General features: G+C 72.6%; 16 protein-coding genes. 6 read left to right on the top strand and 10 right to left on the bottom strand.

Annotation, left to right across the window (positions count from 1 at the left end):
- Nucleotides 1–123 precede the first annotated feature (123 nt).
- The 7 genes from ACWDNY_RS04160 to ACWDNY_RS04130 form a co-directional block, all read right to left on the bottom strand.
- Nucleotides 124–1,848 carry a DoxX family protein gene (locus tag ACWDNY_RS04160; RefSeq protein WP_451644151.1) on the bottom strand — a complete coding sequence of 575 codons (1,725 nt, stop codon included), beginning with the start codon at nt 1,846–1,848 and terminating at the stop codon, nt 124–126.
- Nucleotides 1,849–2,032: 184 nt separating this feature from the next.
- On the bottom strand, nt 2,033–2,971 hold the full coding sequence (gene rlmB, locus ACWDNY_RS04155; RefSeq protein WP_451644150.1) for a 23S rRNA (guanosine(2251)-2'-O)-methyltransferase RlmB: 939 nt from the start codon (nt 2,969–2,971) through the stop codon (nt 2,033–2,035).
- A gap of 144 nt (nt 2,972–3,115) precedes the next feature.
- Nucleotides 3,116–4,516 (bottom strand): cysteine--tRNA ligase, encoded by a 1,401-nt coding sequence (cysS, locus tag ACWDNY_RS04150; RefSeq protein WP_451644149.1) that lies wholly within the window; start codon nt 4,514–4,516, stop codon nt 3,116–3,118.
- A gap of 116 nt (nt 4,517–4,632) precedes the next feature.
- Nucleotides 4,633–5,037 carry a PPOX class F420-dependent oxidoreductase gene (locus ACWDNY_RS04145; RefSeq protein ID WP_451644148.1) on the bottom strand — a complete coding sequence of 135 codons (405 nt, stop codon included), beginning with the start codon at nt 5,035–5,037 and terminating at the stop codon, nt 4,633–4,635.
- A 56-nt stretch (nt 5,038–5,093) separates the two neighbouring features.
- Complete coding sequence (gene ispF, locus ACWDNY_RS04140) at nt 5,094–5,597, bottom strand: 2-C-methyl-D-erythritol 2,4-cyclodiphosphate synthase (protein WP_451644147.1); 504 nt, start codon at nt 5,595–5,597, stop codon at nt 5,094–5,096.
- On the bottom strand, nt 5,587–6,351 hold the full coding sequence (gene ispD, locus ACWDNY_RS04135) for a 2-C-methyl-D-erythritol 4-phosphate cytidylyltransferase (RefSeq protein WP_451644146.1): 765 nt from the start codon (nt 6,349–6,351) through the stop codon (nt 5,587–5,589). The genes ispF and ispD overlap by 11 nt, the downstream gene beginning before the upstream one ends.
- A gap of 293 nt (nt 6,352–6,644) precedes the next feature.
- Nucleotides 6,645–7,127 (bottom strand): CarD family transcriptional regulator, encoded by a 483-nt coding sequence (locus tag ACWDNY_RS04130; RefSeq protein WP_003953493.1) that lies wholly within the window; start codon nt 7,125–7,127, stop codon nt 6,645–6,647.
- A gap of 688 nt (nt 7,128–7,815) precedes the next feature.
- Between ACWDNY_RS04130 and ACWDNY_RS04125 the strand changes: the two genes are divergently transcribed.
- Nucleotides 7,816–8,496 carry a DUF461 domain-containing protein gene (locus ACWDNY_RS04125; protein ID WP_451644145.1) on the top strand — a complete coding sequence of 227 codons (681 nt, stop codon included), beginning with the start codon at nt 7,816–7,818 and terminating at the stop codon, nt 8,494–8,496.
- A gap of 128 nt (nt 8,497–8,624) precedes the next feature.
- On the opposite strand, the gene ACWDNY_RS04120 is transcribed toward ACWDNY_RS04125, so the two are convergent.
- The gene (locus ACWDNY_RS04120; protein WP_010358452.1) at nt 8,625–9,305 is read right to left on the bottom strand and encodes a response regulator transcription factor; all 681 of its coding nucleotides are present in this window, start codon (nt 9,303–9,305) and stop codon (nt 8,625–8,627) included.
- The gene (locus ACWDNY_RS04115; protein ID WP_451644144.1) at nt 9,302–10,660 is read right to left on the bottom strand and encodes a sensor histidine kinase; all 1,359 of its coding nucleotides are present in this window, start codon (nt 10,658–10,660) and stop codon (nt 9,302–9,304) included. Before ACWDNY_RS04115 ends, ACWDNY_RS04120 begins: the two co-directional genes overlap by 4 nt.
- A gap of 224 nt (nt 10,661–10,884) precedes the next feature.
- On the opposite strand from ACWDNY_RS04115, the gene phoU reads away from it, so the two are divergent.
- From phoU to ACWDNY_RS04090, 5 genes are all read left to right on the top strand, one after another.
- Nucleotides 10,885–11,574: a phosphate signaling complex protein PhoU gene (gene phoU / locus ACWDNY_RS04110; protein WP_451644143.1), complete on the top strand. Its 690-nt coding sequence runs from the start codon at nt 10,885–10,887 to the stop codon at nt 11,572–11,574.
- Nucleotides 11,575–11,751: 177 nt separating this feature from the next.
- The gene (locus tag ACWDNY_RS04105) at nt 11,752–11,907 is read left to right on the top strand and encodes a hypothetical protein (protein WP_451644142.1); all 156 of its coding nucleotides are present in this window, start codon (nt 11,752–11,754) and stop codon (nt 11,905–11,907) included.
- A gap of 266 nt (nt 11,908–12,173) precedes the next feature.
- Nucleotides 12,174–12,920, top strand: a complete 747-nt coding sequence (locus ACWDNY_RS04100) for a ferritin-like domain-containing protein (RefSeq protein WP_451644141.1) — start codon at nt 12,174–12,176, stop codon at nt 12,918–12,920.
- A 572-nt stretch (nt 12,921–13,492) separates the two neighbouring features.
- Complete coding sequence (locus ACWDNY_RS04095; protein WP_451644140.1) at nt 13,493–13,978, top strand: lamin tail domain-containing protein; 486 nt, start codon at nt 13,493–13,495, stop codon at nt 13,976–13,978.
- 839 nt (nt 13,979–14,817) lie between these two features.
- Nucleotides 14,818–15,600, top strand: coding sequence for an AfsR/SARP family transcriptional regulator (locus tag ACWDNY_RS04090; protein WP_451644139.1), 783 nt, complete (start codon nt 14,818–14,820; stop codon nt 15,598–15,600).
- 67 nt (nt 15,601–15,667) lie between these two features.
- Here the strand turns inward: ACWDNY_RS04090 and ACWDNY_RS04085 are convergent.
- On the bottom strand, nt 15,668–16,597 hold a 930-nt coding region (locus ACWDNY_RS04085), incomplete at its 5' end, for a hypothetical protein (protein ID WP_451644138.1).

The raw sequence follows: 16,597 nt of genomic DNA, 5'->3' as shown, positions 1-16,597 counted from the left end.
CCGGCGGACCGCGGACACCGCAGGGCGCCGACGCGCCGAGCGCCTCGGCCGGGAACGGCACGACGAAGGGGTCCCGCACGTCCTCGGAGCGGGACCCCTTCGGCTTCGTTGGGGAGCGGCGCCCTATCCCAGCAGCCCGCCCACCAGGCCCGGCTGCCCCGTGGAACCGCTGCCGCCGCCGGACCCGCTGCCGGAGTCCCCGGAACCACCGCCGCCGGTCGAGCCGCCGCCGGAAGCCGGACCGGAGCTGGTGCTGGGCGCCTGCTCGGCCGGGGAGGACTGGCGCCGCGGGGCCTGGCCACCGGTGCCCTGGGTCTGGCTGGGCGAGCCTCCGGTGGCCGTGCCGCTCTCGCGGGCCTCGCCCGGTGCGCTCTCGGGACCGCCGGAGGGGCTGGCCGACGCGCCCCCGCCGCGGCTCGGCGCCGTCGACGCCGAGGGGGACCTGTCGTGCCGCTCGCCGGACTCCTTCGGCAGCGGCGAGCCGGGCAGCTCGTTGCGCGGGGCCTCGCCCGGGCCGGGGACGACCACGCGGTCGGCGTCGCGGACCGCGCCGCCGAGCACCGAGCCCACGAGCAGCGTGAGACCGGTGACGACGAACGTGAGCAGCGCACCGCGGCGCAGCACGTACTGGCGCAGCTCCCAGATGTCGGAGCGCGGGCCGAGCCGCCGCCACGCGGAGGCGGCGAGCCGTCCGTCGACGGAGTACACGGGGGCGCCGGCGATGACCAGCGGGGACCAGGCGGCGAGGTAGATGATGTCCGGCGCGTCGTAGGCAGGGACCGTCTTCCAGCTGACGGTGACGATCAGCGCGGCCGAGAGCAGCGCGCCGAGGGCCGCGGCGACCCGCTGCCAGCACCCGAGCACCGTCAGGACGCCGACGATGACCTGCAGGAAGGCGATCACGAGGCCGGAGCCGATGGGGTGGTGCAGCGCGAACTGGCGCAGCGGCTCGGCGACTTCCCAGGGGTGCAGGGAGTTGAGCCACTTGACCATGGAGCCGCGCTCGCCGCCGTCGAAGTACAGCGGGTCGCACAGCTTGCCCATGCCGGCGTAGAGGGAGATGAAGCCCAGGAAGATCCGCAGCGGGAGCAGGACGACGCCGAGGTTCATACGGCGGCCCGGGTAGTAGGCGTGCCGCGCGGGGTCGTCGCTCTGCCGCCGGGACGGCACCCGTCCGCGCCCGGCCGTGCCGTCGTGCTCGTCGGCACCGAACTCGGGCGTCCCGTACGGCGGTTCGCCGTGGCCCTGCTCCCGGTAGCCGTCACCGCCGTGCGCGGGGGCGGCGTGGGCGGGTTCGTCGTACGCGCCGACGGCGGCCCGCGTGTGCGGCAGGAGACGGGTCCCCTCGGGCGTGCGGCGGGCGCCGACGACCGGGGTCTCGGCGGTCCGGGCGAGGTCGTCGTAGCCGTCGTCGCCGTAGGGCGCGCCGGGGCGCACCCCGACGTCGACGCGCGGGATGACACGGGTGGTCCCGGCGTCGGCCGGGTCGTCGCCGTGCCGGACGCTGCCGGTCCGCACGGCCTGCAGCAGCCGGTGGGCGCCGGTGTCGTCGGGGGCGGACCGCCCGCTCCAGACGACCGGGCGGCGGTGCGCGGCCGCGCCGGTCCGGCCCGCCGTGCCGACGACGGGCATACGGACGGTGTCCTCGGTGGCGCTCATGTGCCGGGCGATGCGCGGGGACCGGGTGCGCGGCGTCGCGGCACCCAACTGCACGCGGAAACTCGCGTGACTGACGATGATCTGCGCCGGGTCGCTCGGCACCTTCACCATGCTCAGCGCGGGAGCGTCGTCGTGTCCCGACGAGCGGTCCCCCGTGGGTGTGCGGGGTGTTCTGGTGTCCACACTCATCTAACCGAGTGATGTCGGGTTAGGACACTGGCGCCGCGCGTCGGATGTGTCCGGACCCCGTCAAGCTCGCCGTGTTCGCCCGCATCCACGCGAGTGGGTGACCGCGGGGACGGCTGTGCGGGCGTCCGGGACGACGGTGCGGGCGTCCGGCGCCGGGTGGTTCAGGCACCCGGCCCCGGACGGTTCAGGAGCGCCTGCGGGACGCCTCGTACAGCACGATGCCCGCCGCGACACCGGCGTTGAGGGACTCCGCGCCGCCCGGCATCGGGATCCGCACCCGCACGTCGCAGGTCTCGCCGACGAGCCGGGACAGGCCCTTGCCCTCACTGCCGACCACCACGACGACCGGCCCCTGCAGGGCCTCCACCTCGCCGAGTTCCGCCTCGCCGTCCGCGGCGAGACCGATCACCGTGATCCCCGCCTTCTTGTACGCCTCCAGGGCGCGCGTCAGGTTGGTGGCGCGGGCCACCGGGGTCCGGGCGGCCGTACCGGCGGAGGTCTTCCAGGCGCCGGCGGTCATACCGGCCGCGCGCCGCTCGGGCACGACGACGCCGTGCCCGCCGAAGGCGGAGACGGACCGGACGACGGCACCCAGGTTGCGCGGGTCGGTCACCCCGTCCAGAGCGACGATCAGCGGGTCCTCGCCCTCGTCGTGGGCGGCGTCGACGAGGTCCTCGGGGTGGGCGTACTCGTACGGCGGCACCTGGAGGACGAGGCCCTGGTGGTTGAGCCCGTTCGTCATCCGGTCGAGCTCGGGGCGGGGGGCCTCCATGAGGTTGATCCCGCCGCGATCGGCCGCGAGCTGGAGCGCCTCGCGCACCCGCTCGTCGTTGTCGATGAACTGCTGGACGTACAGGGTGGTGGCGGGCACGCCCTCGCGCAGCGCCTCGACCACGGGGTTGCGGCCGACGACCAGCTCGGACGTCGACCGGCCGCCACCGCGGCGCTGCGTGCGCCCCTGGACGCGGCGTGTCTTCGCCTGGGCGGCGCGCTGCCTGGCGTGTCCCTTGCGCATCTCGGCGGGGGGTGTGGGGCCCTTGCCCTCCAGGCCCCGGCGCCGCTTGCCGCCGCTGCCGACCTGCGCGCCCTTCTTGCCGGACATGCGGCGGTTCTTCGGGGCCATGACCTACCTGTCTCTGTGTCTCTGCGGTGATGAAGCGTTCGTGGGTACGGCTGTGCGGTGTGCACGGCCCTTCGGCGCCGTACGTCTTGGCGGTGTGCCGTCCGGGGGGCCGGGCGGCACACCAGGTCGCGGGGACCGGCGGGCTCAGCGCGGGCCGAGGCTCCAGCGCGGTCCCTGGGGGCTGTCCTCGATGACGAGTCCGGACTGGTTGAGCTGGTCGCGGATGGCGTCCGCGGTGGCCCAGTCCTTGCGGGCGCGGGCGGCCTCGCGCTGGTCCAGCACCAGGCGGACCAGGCTGTCGACCACGCCGTGCAGGTCCTCGCCGCGGCCGCCCTCGCCGGCCCAGTGCGGATCGAGCGGGTCGAGGCCGAGGACGCCGAGCATGGCACGCACCTCGGCGAGCCGCGCCACGGCGGCCTCCTTGTCGTCGGCGGCCAGCGCGGAGTTGCCCTGCCGGACCGTGGTGTGCACGACGGCCAGTGCCTGCGGGACACCCAGGTCGTCGTCCATGGCCTCGGCGAAGGCGAGCGGCACCTCGGCGGCCGGCTGGACCACGCCGCCGGCGAGCTCCGCCACCCGCTGCATGAAGCCCTCGATCCGGGCGAACGCCGACTCGGCCTCGCGCAGCGACTCCTCGCTGTACTCGATCATCGAGCGGTAGTGCGGGGTGCCGAGGTAGTACCGCAGCACGATGGGGCGCCACTGCTTGACCATCTCGGAGACCAGCACCGAGTTGCCGAGCGACTTGGACATCTTGTCGCCGGCCATGGTCACCCAGGCGTTGTGCACCCAGTACCGGGCGAACTCGTCGCCGTAGGCCCTGGCCTGGGCGATCTCGTTCTCGTGGTGCGGGAAGACCAGGTCCAGGCCACCGCCGTGGATGTCGAAGGCGGAGCCCAGGTACTTGTGCGCCATCGCCGAGCACTCCAGGTGCCAGCCCGGCCGGCCGTCGCCCCACGGCGTCGGCCAGGTCGGCTCACCCGGCTTGGCCGACTTCCACATGGCGAAGTCGCGCGGGTCCCGCTTGCCGGTCTCGCCCGCCCCGGAGGGCTGCTGCAGGTTGTCGAGCTCCTGCCGGGACAGCTGCAGGTAGCCCGGGAAGGAGCGCACGTCGAAGTAGACGTTGCCGTCGGCCTCGTAGGCGTGCCCGCGCTCGATGAGCGTGCGCATCATCTCGACCATCTCCGGCACGTGGCCGGTGGCGCGCGGCTCGTAGGTGGGCGGCAGGCAGCCGAGCGCCGCGTAGCCCTCGTTGAAGGCGCGCTCGTTGGCGTAGGCGATCGACCACCACGGACGGTGCTGCTCGTGGGACTTGGCGATGATCTTGTCGTCGATGTCGGTGACGTTGCGGATGAACGTCACCTCGTAGCCGCGGTACGCGAACCAGCGGCGCATGATGTCGAAGTTCAGGCCCGACCGGATGTGGCCGATGTGCGGTGCGGCCTGCACGGTGGCGCCACACAGGTAGATCGAGACACAGCCCGGCTTGAGCGGGGTGAAGTCACGGATCTGCCGGGCGCTGGTGTCGTACAGGCGAATGGTCACCACTCCAGAGTAGTGGGAGCGGGGCAGTGCCTCGCGCCCCTTTTCCGTCCGCGGCGCCGTTTCGCGCCCCTCCCGGCGGTGCCGGGCCGAGGGCGGGAACCGCTCGGGTCCGGCCGTCAGAGGCTGCCGACCACTTTCTGCGGCGTGATGCGCACCACCACGCGCTCGGCGTCCTGGCCGGAGGCCGGGTTGAACTCCGCGTAGTCCTTGCCCGTGTACTTCCGGCTCAGCTCGTCGATGAGCTCCTGGCCGCCCTCGGTCGTCATCTCGGCGGTGCCGCGGATCTCGGCGTAGTCGTAGGGCGACTCGGGGTCCACGACGACGAGGCCCACCCGGGGGTCGCGGTCCAGGTTCCTCTTCTTGCGCCGGTCGGCGGTGGTGGACAGCAGGAGCTGGTCGCCGTCCCGCTTCACCCACACCGGGGACATCTGCGGGCGGCCGTCGGGCTGGATGGTGCCCACGACGACGAAGACGGGCGTGTCGAGCAGGGCCTTGAGCCGGTCGGACAGGGCGGCGGGCATGGGCACCTCCGGGGGACCTGGATCAGCGGTGACCGACAGGGTACCCACGAACGCGCTCAGCTCACCCGCACCACGAGTGCCGTGGCGATCGCCATCAGTCCCTCGCCCCGGCCGGGGAACCCGAGGCCGTCCGTCGTCGCGCCCGAGACGGACACGGGCGCGCCGGCCGCCTCGGACAGGATCCGCTGGGCCTCGTCCCGCCGCTTGCCGATCTTCGGCCGGGGGCCGACGACCTGCACCGCGACGTTGCCGACGCGGAAGCCCGCCTCCCGCACGATCCGGGCGGCCTCGGTCAGCAGGGTGACCCCGGAGGCCCCCGACCACTGCGGGCGCCCGGTGCCGAAGTGCTGTCCGAGGTCGCCGAGGCCGGCGGCGGAGAACAGCGCGTTGCACGCGGCGTGCGCGACGACGTCGGCGTCGGAGTGCCCGGCGAGCCCCGGCCCCTCGCCCTCCCACCTCAGGCCCGCACACCACAGCTCGCGGCCCTCCTCGAAGGCGTGGATGTCGGTGCCGATGCCGACCTGGGGCAGCGGCGGCTGCCCGGCGGTCTCAGAAGCCATCGTTGAGCCTCCGGCGGGCCAGAACGGCCTCCGCGAGGACCAGGTCGAGCGGGCGGGTGACCTTGAAGGCCTCCTCGTGGCCGGGCACGGCCACGACCCGCTCGCCGAGCCGCTCGACCATGCTCGCGTCGTCGGTGACGTCGCCGGTGACCGTCTCGTGGGCGCGGACCAGCGTCGCCCGGTCGAAGCCCTGCGGGGTCTGCACCGCGCGCAGCCGCGCCCGGTCCGGCGTCGCCGCGACGGGCTCCGGCCCGCCGGGCGCCGCCGCGGGCCCGACCTCCTTGACGGTGTCCGCCAGCGGCAGCGCGGGGACGACCGCCGGCGCACCGTCACGGACGGCCTCGATCACCGCGTCGACGGTGTCCACCGGCACCAGCGGCCGGGCCGCGTCGTGCACCAGGACGATGTCGTGGCCGGGCGGCAGCGCGTCCAGACCGAGCCTGACCGACTCCTGACGGGACTCCCCGCCGGGGACGACGAGGAAGTCGGTTCTCTCGGGCAGGGCGTGCGCGTCCAGCAGTGACTTCACCTCGGCGGCGCCCTCGGGCGGGGCGACGACGACCACGAGGGAGACGGCGCGCGAGGCGGCCATGGCGCGCACCGCGTGGATCAGCATCGGCGTGCCGTTCAGCGCGCGGAGGGCCTTCGGGGCACCCGGACCGAGGCGCACGCCCCGGCCGGCGGCAGGGATCACGGCGGCGACGGAGGCCCCGGCGGGCGCTCCCGCGGGCGGGGGGAGCGAATCGTCAGACATCGGTTCCTGTCAGGTTTGTGTGCTCGGCCTACCTGGGTATGGCCCCTTGCAGTGCCCCCGGCCGAGACCGGGGGAGTACCGGGCGTGAGACCTTGACCGGACCCTTTCCGTGACCCTGGTCGAGGCGACCGCCCGGGCCGGCCACCTCGGTGCCGGTGGCCCCTCCCCCCGCCGCGTGACGGGGGTGGCGCGTGTGCGCGGGTACGAGCATGCCGCAGCGCCCGGCGACAGCGAGTGTGTCATCGGGCACCGCGGCAGGTGTGCTGAACTGAGGCGGGTGTCGCTGCCTCGCGTCAGGACGCGAGGACCTCGTCGAGCAGGGCTTCGGCCTTGTCCTCGTTCGTGTTCTCCGCGAGAGCGAGCTCGCTCACCAGGATCTGGCGGGCCTTGGCGAGCATGCGCTTCTCACCGGCGGAGAGTCCGCGCTCGCGCTCACGGCGCCACAGGTCACGCACGACTTCCGCGACCTTGATGACGTCGCCGGAGGCGAGCTTCTCCAGATTCGCCTTGTAACGGCGTGACCAGTTCGTGGGCTCCTCGGCGTACGGAGCGCGCAGCACCTCGAAGACCCGGTCCAGCCCGTCCTGACCGACCACGTCGCGCACGCCCACGAACTCCGCATTGTCCGCCGGCACGCGCACCGTCAGGTCACCCTGGGCGACCTTCAGCACCAAGTAGGTCTTGTCCACGCCTTTGATCTGACGAGTTTCGATGGCCTCGATCAGCGCGGCCCCGTGATGGGGATAGACCACGGTGTCGCCAACCTTGAACGTCATGTGACAGGTACCCCTTCCGTGGCTATCCAGGGTAACACGGATACGGCGTCTTCTGAATGGCGTTTTCGCAGGTCAGGGCATATCTCGGGGCTTGACAACTGCGACAGGGACGTGCTTCGGGAGGGGTGCGGAGGGCGAGGGGAAGCAGGTATTCGCAGGTCGGAGGGGCTCTGCAAGGCAGGCGAAACGCGTACGCTACACGCATCCGGCGCCCGCGCCAAACGACTGAAACTCCCGTTTTGCCCGGTTCCAGATGTACGACTCCCGCTACTCCGTTCGGTGAGCTGAGTCGCGTCCCGGCCGAATCCGGGGAATTGATCACGGCGGCCGGCACGCCGCCGGATGATCGCCCGGTGATCAATTTCCGGACCCTGGGACGCGCATTCCGGCACGGAAATCCGGGGCGCCCATGGGCTATGCGACGGCTTCTCATGTGAATGGCGAGACTCCCGGGGCCGAAGTGACTCATGAGTCGGCCCGGGCGACCAGCGGGACGGCGGAAACACCGCCCACGGAAGGGGCCGAGAGCGCCGTTCGCGGGGCGTACGGGCGTGTGAACGCGGGTAGAGGCGGGTCGGGTGCGGTGGCGCGAGAACGGCTCGGTAACCTGTGGCCGCTGACAGACACTTAGGGCGGCTTTATCAGGGGGCCGTCCTGCTCCGCCCACGTTCAAGGAGTTGCCGCCGCCGTGAGCAGCAGCCTTCGACGCGGCGCCCTCGCCGCCGCCGCCATCGCGTTCTCGATCGCCTCGCTCGCCGCGTGCAGCGCCGGCAACAACGCCGAGACGCTCCAGGTCAGGCCGGACAACCTGACCGTCACGGCCGGCGACATCAAGATCCAGAACGCCCTGGTCATCACCCAGCCGGACGCGCAGACCAAGGGCCCGGCCGCGATCTCCGCGACCGTGTTCAACAACGGCCGCGCCGACCAGACGCTGGACTCGATCAGCGTCCAGGGCAACGGCACCGCCCGGCTCTCGCCCGCCAAGGGCACAGGCAAGGTGACCGTCCCGGCCGGCGGTTACCTCGTCCTCGGCGGCAAGGGCAACGCCTCCGCCATCCTGCTGGACCCGGGCAAAAACGTCCGGGACGGCAACGTCCAGAAGATCACGTTCACCTTCAGCAAGGCCGGTGCCGTGAGCATGAGCGCCCTGGTCGTGCCGGCCGTGAGCTACTTCGGCGCGTGGGGCCCGAGCGAGATCCCCGCGGCGCCGGGCGCCTCCGGCTCGCCGGCCCCCTCCGGGTCCGGCGAGCCGTCCCAGCCGGCGTCCGGCGCGCCGTCGGAGTCCGCCTCCGGCGCCCCGTCCGGGGAGAACGCCGCCGGCGCCACCCCGGGCGACTCGGCCTCGGGGACGCCGGCCGGCCAGTAGGGCCCGCGTACGCCGCAGGGCGGCACCCTCCGTGGTGAGGGCGCCGCCCTGCGGCGTACGCGGCCGCACACCGTCCGTGCCGGCGCCTCCGGGGAGCCGGACGGCCGTACGTGCGCGGGCCGTGGTTCCTACGGCTCGAACTTGTAGCCGAGGCCGCGGACCGTCACCAGGTACCGCGGCGCGCCCGGGTCCGGCTCGATCTTCGCGCGCAGGCGCTTGACGTGGACGTCGAGGGTCTTGGTGTCGCCCACGTAGTCGGCGCCCCAGACCCGGTCGATGAGCTGCATGCGCGTCAGCACGCGCCCGGCGTTGCGCAGCAGCATCTCCAGCAGGTCGAACTCCTTCAGCGGCAGGTCCACCTTGGAGCCCGAGACCGTGACGACGTGCCGGTCGACGTCCATGCGCACCGGGCCCGCCTCCAGCGCGGCCGGAGTGACCTCCTCCGGCTCGCCGCGGCGGCGCAGCACCGCGCGGATGCGGGCGACCAGCTCCCGGGAGGAGAAGGGCTTGGTGACGTAGTCGTCGGCCCCTATCTCCAGGCCGACGACCTTGTCGATCTCGCTGTCCTTGGCGGTCACCATGATCACGGGGACGTTGGAGCGGCCGCGCAGCTGGCGGCAGACCTCCGTGCCGGGCAGCCCCGGCAGCATCAGGTCGAGGAGGACGAGGTCGGCACCGTTGCGCTCGAACTCGTCGAGTCCGTCGGGCCCGGTGGCCGCCACGGCCACCTCGAAGCCCTCCTTGCGCAGCATGTACGACAGAGCGTCGGAGAAGGACTCCTCGTCCTCGACGACGAGCACTCGGGTCACGGAAGGACCTCCGGGGCGACGGGAAGCGGTTCATGGGGTGAGTCGGGGGATCCGCCGCGCATCGAGCCGGCGGACGGCCCGTCCTCCTCGTCGAGGACGGGATGCTGCTGCGCGCGGTCGCGGGCCGCGCCCGCCTCCGGCAGCCGCAGGGTGAAGGTGGAGCCCTGCCCCTCGGCGCTCCACACCGTGACCTCCCCGCCGTGCGAGGCGGCCACGTGCTTCACGATGGCCAGGCCCAGGCCCGTGCCGCCCGTGGCCCGCGAGCGGGCCGGATCGACACGGTAGAAGCGCTCGAAGACGCGCTCCTTGTCCCTGTCGGAGATGCCGATCCCCTGGTCGGTGACGGCTATCTCGATCATGTCCCCGCCGGGCGAGGCAACCCGGCGGGCGGCGATGCCGACGCGGGTGCGGGCCGGCGAGTAGTTCACGGCGTTCTCCACCAGGTTGCCCAGGGCGGCGGCGAGCTGGCCGCGGTTGCCCCAGACGTGCAGATCCGCGGCGTCCGCCCGCCGGGCGTCACCGCCCCCGGCCGCCCCCCGGACGCCGCCGGCTTCCACCGGGCGGGCCTCCCGGCCCGGGTGGATCACGGCGGCCATGGTGATCTGCTTGGTGCCGGCCGCGTGCCGGCAGCGGTCGACGGCCTCGTCGACCAGTTCCGCGACGCCGACCGGCTCGGCGTCCTCGAGGGGATCGTCGTTCTGCACCCGGGACAGGTCGATGAGCTCCTGCACCAGGTTGGTCAGGCGGGTGGCCTCGATCTGCATCCGCCCGGCGAAGCGCTGCACGGCCTCCGGGTCGTCGGAGGCGTCCATGACGGCCTCGGACAGCAGGGACAGCGCGCCGACGGGGGTCTTCAGCTCGTGGCTCACGTTCGCCACGAAGTCCCGGCGCACCGCCTCGATCCGGCGGGCCTCGGTCAGGTCATCGACCAGGAGCAGGACGAGGCGGGAGCCGAGCGGCGCGACGCGCGCGGAGACGGCGAGGGCCTCCCCGCGTCCGGTGCCGCGCCGGGGGAGGTCCAGTTCGACCTGGCGTATCTCGCCGTCCCGCCGGGTGTCACGGGCCATCTGGAGCATGGGCTCGACGGACATTCTGCCGCCGCGGACGAGACCGAGCGCGTAGGCGGCGGAACTGGCCTTGACCACGGCGTCGGCCTCGTCGAGGACGACGGCGGAGGAGCGCAGGACGGACAGGACGGTGTCCACACCCGGCGGGAGCACCGCGTCCGTGTGCAGGGAGCTGCGGGTCGGGCGTTTCTGCTCGCGCTCGCTCCAGCGGAACGCCAGCATGGCGATGACGCCGGTGAGTACTCCGGCGATCGCTGCCGCTGCGGCGACCGCCGCGTTCACGTCCATGCGTCCAGGTTAGGCATGCGCTGCGAGGTGCCCACAGCCGCCGGAGCACCGGCTCGAACACTCGTCGCCCAGAGTTCACCTGGGAGCCAGGACCGGTTCATCCGGGAAGACGGAAACCGACGCGTACGGGCCGGAACGTGGAAGCGTGGGGTTCGAGCCGCCGGCTTCACCACGGCCCCCGGCCCCCGGAACCCCCCGACGAAGACGCACGAGAGGGAACCCTGATGCGGGACGCGTACCACGAGGAACTGGACTCGATCGGCGACGGTCTGGTGGAGATGGCCCGGCTGGTCGGGTCCGCCGTAGGACGCGCCACCACGGCCATCCTCGACTCCGACCTGAAGCTGGCCGAGAGCGTGATCGAGGCCGACAAGAAGGTCGACGAACTGCAGCACGACCTGGAGGCCCGGGCCATAGCCCTGCTGGCGCGGCAGCAGCCGGTGGCCACCGACCTGCGCATCGTGGTGACCTCGCTGCGCATGTCGGCGGACCTGGAGCGCTCGGGCGACCTCGCGCAGCACGTGGCGAAGCTGGCCCGCCTGCGCTTCCCGCAGCGCGCGGTGCCGCAGGACCTGCACGCCACGATCCTGGAGATGGGCCAGCTCGCGCAGCGCCTGATGGCGAAGGCGGCCGAGGTGATCGTGACGAAGGACGTCGACCTGGCCCTGCAGCTGGAGCAGGACGACGACGAGATGGACCTGCTGCACCGCGCCCTCTTCCAGCACCTCATGGACGACCGCTGGAAGCACGGCATCGAGACGGCCGTCGACGTGACCCTGCTCGGCCGCTACTACGAGCGCTTCGCGGACCACGCGGTGGCCGTCGCGAAGCGGGTGGTGTTCCTCGTCACCGGCGAGCACGCGGACGAGCTGCAGCAGGACATCCAGCCGGTCACGGGAGTCGAGGGCGCCTGAGAACCGGCGCCGGCGGCGGCCGGCCCGCGCTTCGGGCGCTCCGGACAGGCGCGCCGGCGGGTGCCCTGGGTGGGCGCTCGGGGCGGTACCCGGCTGCGAGTGAGCCACAGTGCGCCGTTGATGCGCCCGGCGGAGCGGGCATGCAATGGGCACAGGCACCAGCCTCGAGGAGGACCCATGGCCGAATCGCCCAGCACCACGCCCGACCCCGCGCAGGAGCGCGAGACCGACCGGCCCGCCGAGACCAGGAGCCTCCCGCTCTTCGGCGCGTGCGGCTGCGGCTCGGGCTGCGGCTGCGGGTGCCAGTCGGGCGGCCCCTGCCAGTGCGGGTGACGGCGTAGCCGCACCCCCGCGTACGGGAGCGCCCGTACGACGTCGAAGGGCCCGGTGTCACCTCCGTGGTGCACGTCGGGCCCTTCTGCGTCCACCCCCGGCCGGTCCCCGCGCCCTGGGACCAGCAGGCCCGGCGTGCCCGGTATGAGCCGCACTGCCGCTCCTGGCGCCCCGGCCAGTGGGCAACCGGGCAACGGGCCGGCCTCCTCGTTGCGTCCCATTTGATCGGGGCATGGCAATCATGTCCCAGGGCGAGGGGAGACCGGGTGGGTACGAGCGGGTTCGCCGCGTGGGTACGGCGCTTCGAGGACGAACACCGGCGCAGGCAGGATCTTGGCGACCCCGACTGGGAGCTCGGCGCCACCCTGCACCCGGCGGTGTGGGCCGGCATCCGGCGCTTCCAGGTGGGCGAGGACGGCGACGGCGCCAACCTCGTCGCCAAGGCGGACGACGCCGGGGACCCCGACTACGCGCGGGCGGTGCGGCTGTTCGTCGCCGAGGAGCAGAACCACGCCCGCCTCCTGGCCCGGCTGCTCGCGGCGGGCGGCGTGCCCACGCTGACCGGCCACTGGAGCGACACGGCCTTCGTGCGGCTGCGCCGCCTCATGGGCCTGCGCACCGAGCTGCTGGTGCTGATGATCGCCGAAGTGATCGCGCTGCGGTACTACCGGGCGCTGCGCGACGGCGCCGACGATCCGCTCACCGCGGACGTGGCGCGGAGGATCCTGGCCGACGAACAGCGCCACGTCCCCTTCCACTGCGAGCGGCTGCACGCCTCGCTCGCGGAGCTGCCCCGCCCGCTGCCCCGCCCGGTCATGGCGCTGTGGCGGCTGCTCCTGCTCGCGGTCTCCGTCGCCGTCGCCGCCGACCACGGCCGCGCACTGCGCCGGCTCGGCCTCGGCCGCGCCCGCTTCGTGTCCGAGGTGATGGCCTCCTCGCGCGTGGTGGCCGCCGACGTCGCGACGTCCTCCCGCACGGCGACGACCGACGCACTGGACCCGTCCCACAGGTGACCACCAGCGTCTGGACCCGCCCGGCAGGTGACCACCGGCGTCCTGGACTCGTGTCCCGGGCGACCAGCGGCATCGGTGGCTCGCCCGTGCCGGATGGCCACGGTGTCCCGGCCTCGCTCGTCCCGTATGGCCACCGGCGTCATGACGTCCTCCCCCGCGGTGGCCACAGCGGCGCCGGAGGCGCGTCCGGGCGCTCCGCCGAGCACGCCCGACACGGCCCGGCGCGGACGGCGGATCCGCTGACACGTCGGCCCGTTACCCACTTACGGGTGACGGCCGCCACGGCGCCGGGGTGGCGCGGTATGGCGGCTTTGCGCCGTGGTGCCCGTACCGGAAGGGCCGGGCGGACTGACAGGCCGTCAACCTGACACCCCCAGCGGGTGAATGGTCGATACAGCCGAGAGTCACGGAAATATGGACGATGTGTAACACGAGACCTGTATTCACATCATCACGGGCCGAGACGGACAAGGTGTGGATGTGCGGCCACCTGGCCGCCATCCGCACCAGGCACAGCCGGCGCACGGCTCCACCCCGTGACCGGAATGTGCCCGCATTCGCAGGGAGAATACGTGACCGTTCCCGCTTCCGTGATCGCCCGCCGTCTGGCTGCCGCCGTCGCCGCGGCCGGCGCCCTGGTCGGTGCGGCGACGCTGCCGGCCTCCGCGGCCGACCACGCACGCCCGCACCGTGAGCAGGTGCAGATCAGCAACGTCCACCACGACTCCCGCGGCCGCAACGACCGCTCCAGCCACTCCTTCATCAGGGAGTACGTGGTGCTCACGAACAACGGCCGCCACGCGGTCAACCTGGACCGCTGGACCCTGTCCGACCGGGCCGGTCACACCTACACCTTCCACCACTACCGCCTGAACGGCCGCTCCAGCGTCCGCGTCCACACCGGTTTCGGCCGCGACACCAGCACCGACCTGTTCCAGGACCGCCACAACTCCGTGTGGGACCGGCGTGACACCGCCACCCTGCGCGACAACCGCCACCGCGTCGTCGACACCGTCTCGTGGGGCAGCGACTGGCACCACCACAGCGCCCGCCGCTGACCGACCGGCAGCGTGGGATGCCCACACGGCACCCACCTGACGTCACGCCCCTCCCGGCGGAAAGCGCCGGGAGGGGCGTTCTTCTGTGCGGTCCGCGGCGCCGCTGCCGGCGGCAGCCGGCGTGGGCGCGGCTCGGGTCACCGTCGGCCGGTGACCGGGCCGCTCACGCCCGCGGGAGCCGGGCACCGCATCGGACGCCGCACGCTGGTCCACCGCGGATCACAGGACAGCCGTCAGCCAGCGACGGAGCATCGCGCGGCACCTGACCTCGGTCTCGCCGCAGCCTCTGGAGCCCCACGACCGGCGCACGAGGGCCGCACCTTGATCACGATAACGTGACGACCCTTCATTGAAGCCACAACCACCTTCACGGCGACTTCGCTTCCTGTCATGCTCCTCCGGCCGAGACCAGCACCAGCAGGCGGGCGTGGGCTCGACCCGGTGACCGACGCTCACCCCGGCGCCACTCCGGGCGCCGGGGTGCTCCTGGCAGCCTGAATGCGGCAGCCGGTCCGCTCACCGGCTCCCGCACCGTCCCGCCGGGAACGTTCCCGGCGGGACGGTGGCCTGCAGTGCTCGAACAGTCGTCCACCGGCCGTCGTGGACGCACCCCGAGCAGGCGGGAACGACGCCGCTCCGGCCTGCCCGCGGTGCCCGTAAGGGGCGCGATTTCCACGGCCAGAGGGCCCTCAATAGCACAATCAGGACGAATAGACACCCCTCACCGGATGGAGCAGCATGGGTCCGGAGGGAGGTGTGAAGATTGCGAATCCTTGGGCGCAGGGGGTGCCGCTGACCGGTAAACGCCCAGGTGGAACGATCCCAAAGCGATCACAGCCATGAGCTCAGACGATCTCGCTTTCTCTTCGGTGACGGTGAAGAGCCGACCGTCCGTACACATCGCTCTCCTCGGCGGTTTCGACCTGCTGGTCGACAACGACCCGGTGACAGTGCCGGCCGGCTCGAAGCGACTCCTGGCGTTTATCGCGCTCAACTACCGCGCCTCCGTCCCTCGGTCCCTGATCGCCGGAAGCCTGTGGCCCGAGGCATCCGAGCAGAAGGCGTACACGAACCTCCGGGCGGCGCTGTCACGCCTGCGCGACCTCGGCCGGAAGGCACTGGACGTCTCCCCCAGCGAGGTGCGCCTCGCGCGGGGGGTGTCCGTCGACCTGCACCACGCCCGGTCGTTGGCCCAGCGCATACTCGACCCCGGCGTCCCCGCCGAGGACCTCGGCCTCAACGCGGCGACCGTCGATCAGCTCTCGGCCGATCTCCTGCCCGGCTGGTACGACGAGTGGGCGTTGCTGGAGTCGGAGCACTGGCGCCAGCTGCGCCTCCACGCCCTGGAGAAACTGGCGGGAGAACTCATCGCCGCCGAGCAGTTCGCCGGGGCGGTGACGGCAGCCCATATCGCTGTCCAGGCCGACCCACTGCGGGAGAGCAGCCAGGCCTCGCTGATCCGCGCCCACCTGGCGGAAGGCAACCTGGCGGAGGCACTCGGCCACTTCGAACGCTACACGCAGCTCCTGCGCAATGAGCTGGGCCTCCGCCCGACACAGCGGCTGCGCCGGCTCGTGGCCGAACTGCGGCAGTCGTATCCCAGTGGCGGGTTCCTGCACTAGCGACGACGATCGATCCCGCAAACCCGCCACGGTTGCCCGTGGCGGGTTCGCCGCGTCGAGAGGTGCCCTAGAAGAGTCCACCGAGCGCCTGGTTGCCCTGGTTCACCGGACCAAGCCCACCGATCGCCTGGTTGCCCTGGTTCGCACCGAGACCGCCGACCGCCTGGTTGCCCTGATTCGCACCGAGACCGCCGAGCGCCTGGTTGCCCTGATTCACCGGACCAAGCCCACCGATGGCCTGGTTGCCCTGATTCGCACCGAGACCGCCGACCGCCTGGTTGCCCTGATTCACTGGACCAAGGCCACCGATGGCCTGGTTGCCCTGGTTCGCACCGAGACCGCCGACCGCCTGGTTACCCTGATTCACCGGACCAAGCCCACCGATCGCCTGGTTGCCCTGGTTGGCACCGAGACCGCCAATGGCCTGGTTGCCCTGATTCGTCGCACCAAGACCGCCGACCGCCTGGTTGCCCTGGTTCGCACCGACACCGCCGACAGCCTGGTTGCCCTGATTCACCGGACCGCCGCCACCGATGGCCTGGTTGCCCTGATTCACCGGACCGCCGCCACCGATCGCTTGGTTGCCCTGGTTCACCGGACCGCGACCGCCGATGGCCTGGTTGCCCTGGTTCACCGGACCGCGACCGCCGATGGCCTGGTTGCCCTGATTCACCGGACCGCGACCGCCGATGGCCTGGTTGCCCTGATTCACCGGACCGCGACCGCCGATCGCTTGGTTGCCCTGGTTCACCGGACCGCGACCGCCGATGGCCTGGTTGCCCTGATTCACCGGACCGCGACCGCCGATCGCTTGGTTGCCCTGATTCACCGGACCGCCGCCACCGATCGCTTGGTTGCCCTGATTCACCGGACCGCCGCCACCGATCGCCTGGTTGCCCTGGTTGACGGGCCCACCACCGCCGATGGCCTGGTTGCCCTGATTCACCGGACCGCCACCGCCGATCGCCTGGTTGCCCTGGTTGACGGGCCCACCGCC

Source organism: Streptomyces sp. NPDC003697, from assembly GCF_053587115.1.
Note: the sequence above shows the minus strand (reverse complement) of the source record. Positions and strands in the feature narration are given on the sequence as shown.

Excerpts from the sequence above, each read along its gene's own strand:
- ACWDNY_RS04105 (WP_451644142.1), top strand. The coding sequence starts at position 11,752 with ATGGCCGAATCGCCCAGCACCACGCCCGACCCCGCGCAGGAGCGCGAG.
- ACWDNY_RS04090 (WP_451644139.1), top strand. The coding sequence starts at position 14,818 with ATGAGCTCAGACGATCTCGCTTTCTCTTCGGTGACGGTGAAGAGCCGA.
- ACWDNY_RS04130 (WP_003953493.1), bottom strand. The coding sequence starts at position 7,127 with ATGACGTTCAAGGTTGGCGACACCGTGGTCTATCCCCATCACGGGGCC.
- rlmB (WP_451644150.1), bottom strand. The coding sequence starts at position 2,971 with ATGGCCCCGAAGAACCGCCGCATGTCCGGCAAGAAGGGCGCGCAGGTC.
- ispF (WP_451644147.1), bottom strand. The coding sequence starts at position 5,597 with ATGGCTTCTGAGACCGCCGGGCAGCCGCCGCTGCCCCAGGTCGGCATC.
- ACWDNY_RS04145 (WP_451644148.1), bottom strand. The coding sequence starts at position 5,037 with ATGCCCGCCGCCCTGTCCGACCGGCTCAAGGCCCTGCTCGACACGCCC.
- ispD (WP_451644146.1), bottom strand. The coding sequence starts at position 6,351 with ATGTCTGACGATTCGCTCCCCCCGCCCGCGGGAGCGCCCGCCGGGGCC.
- phoU (WP_451644143.1), top strand. The coding sequence starts at position 10,885 with ATGCGGGACGCGTACCACGAGGAACTGGACTCGATCGGCGACGGTCTG.
- ACWDNY_RS04160 (WP_451644151.1), bottom strand. The coding sequence starts at position 1,848 with ATGAGTGTGGACACCAGAACACCCCGCACACCCACGGGGGACCGCTCG.
- ACWDNY_RS04115 (WP_451644144.1), bottom strand. The coding sequence starts at position 10,660 with ATGGACGTGAACGCGGCGGTCGCCGCAGCGGCAGCGATCGCCGGAGTA.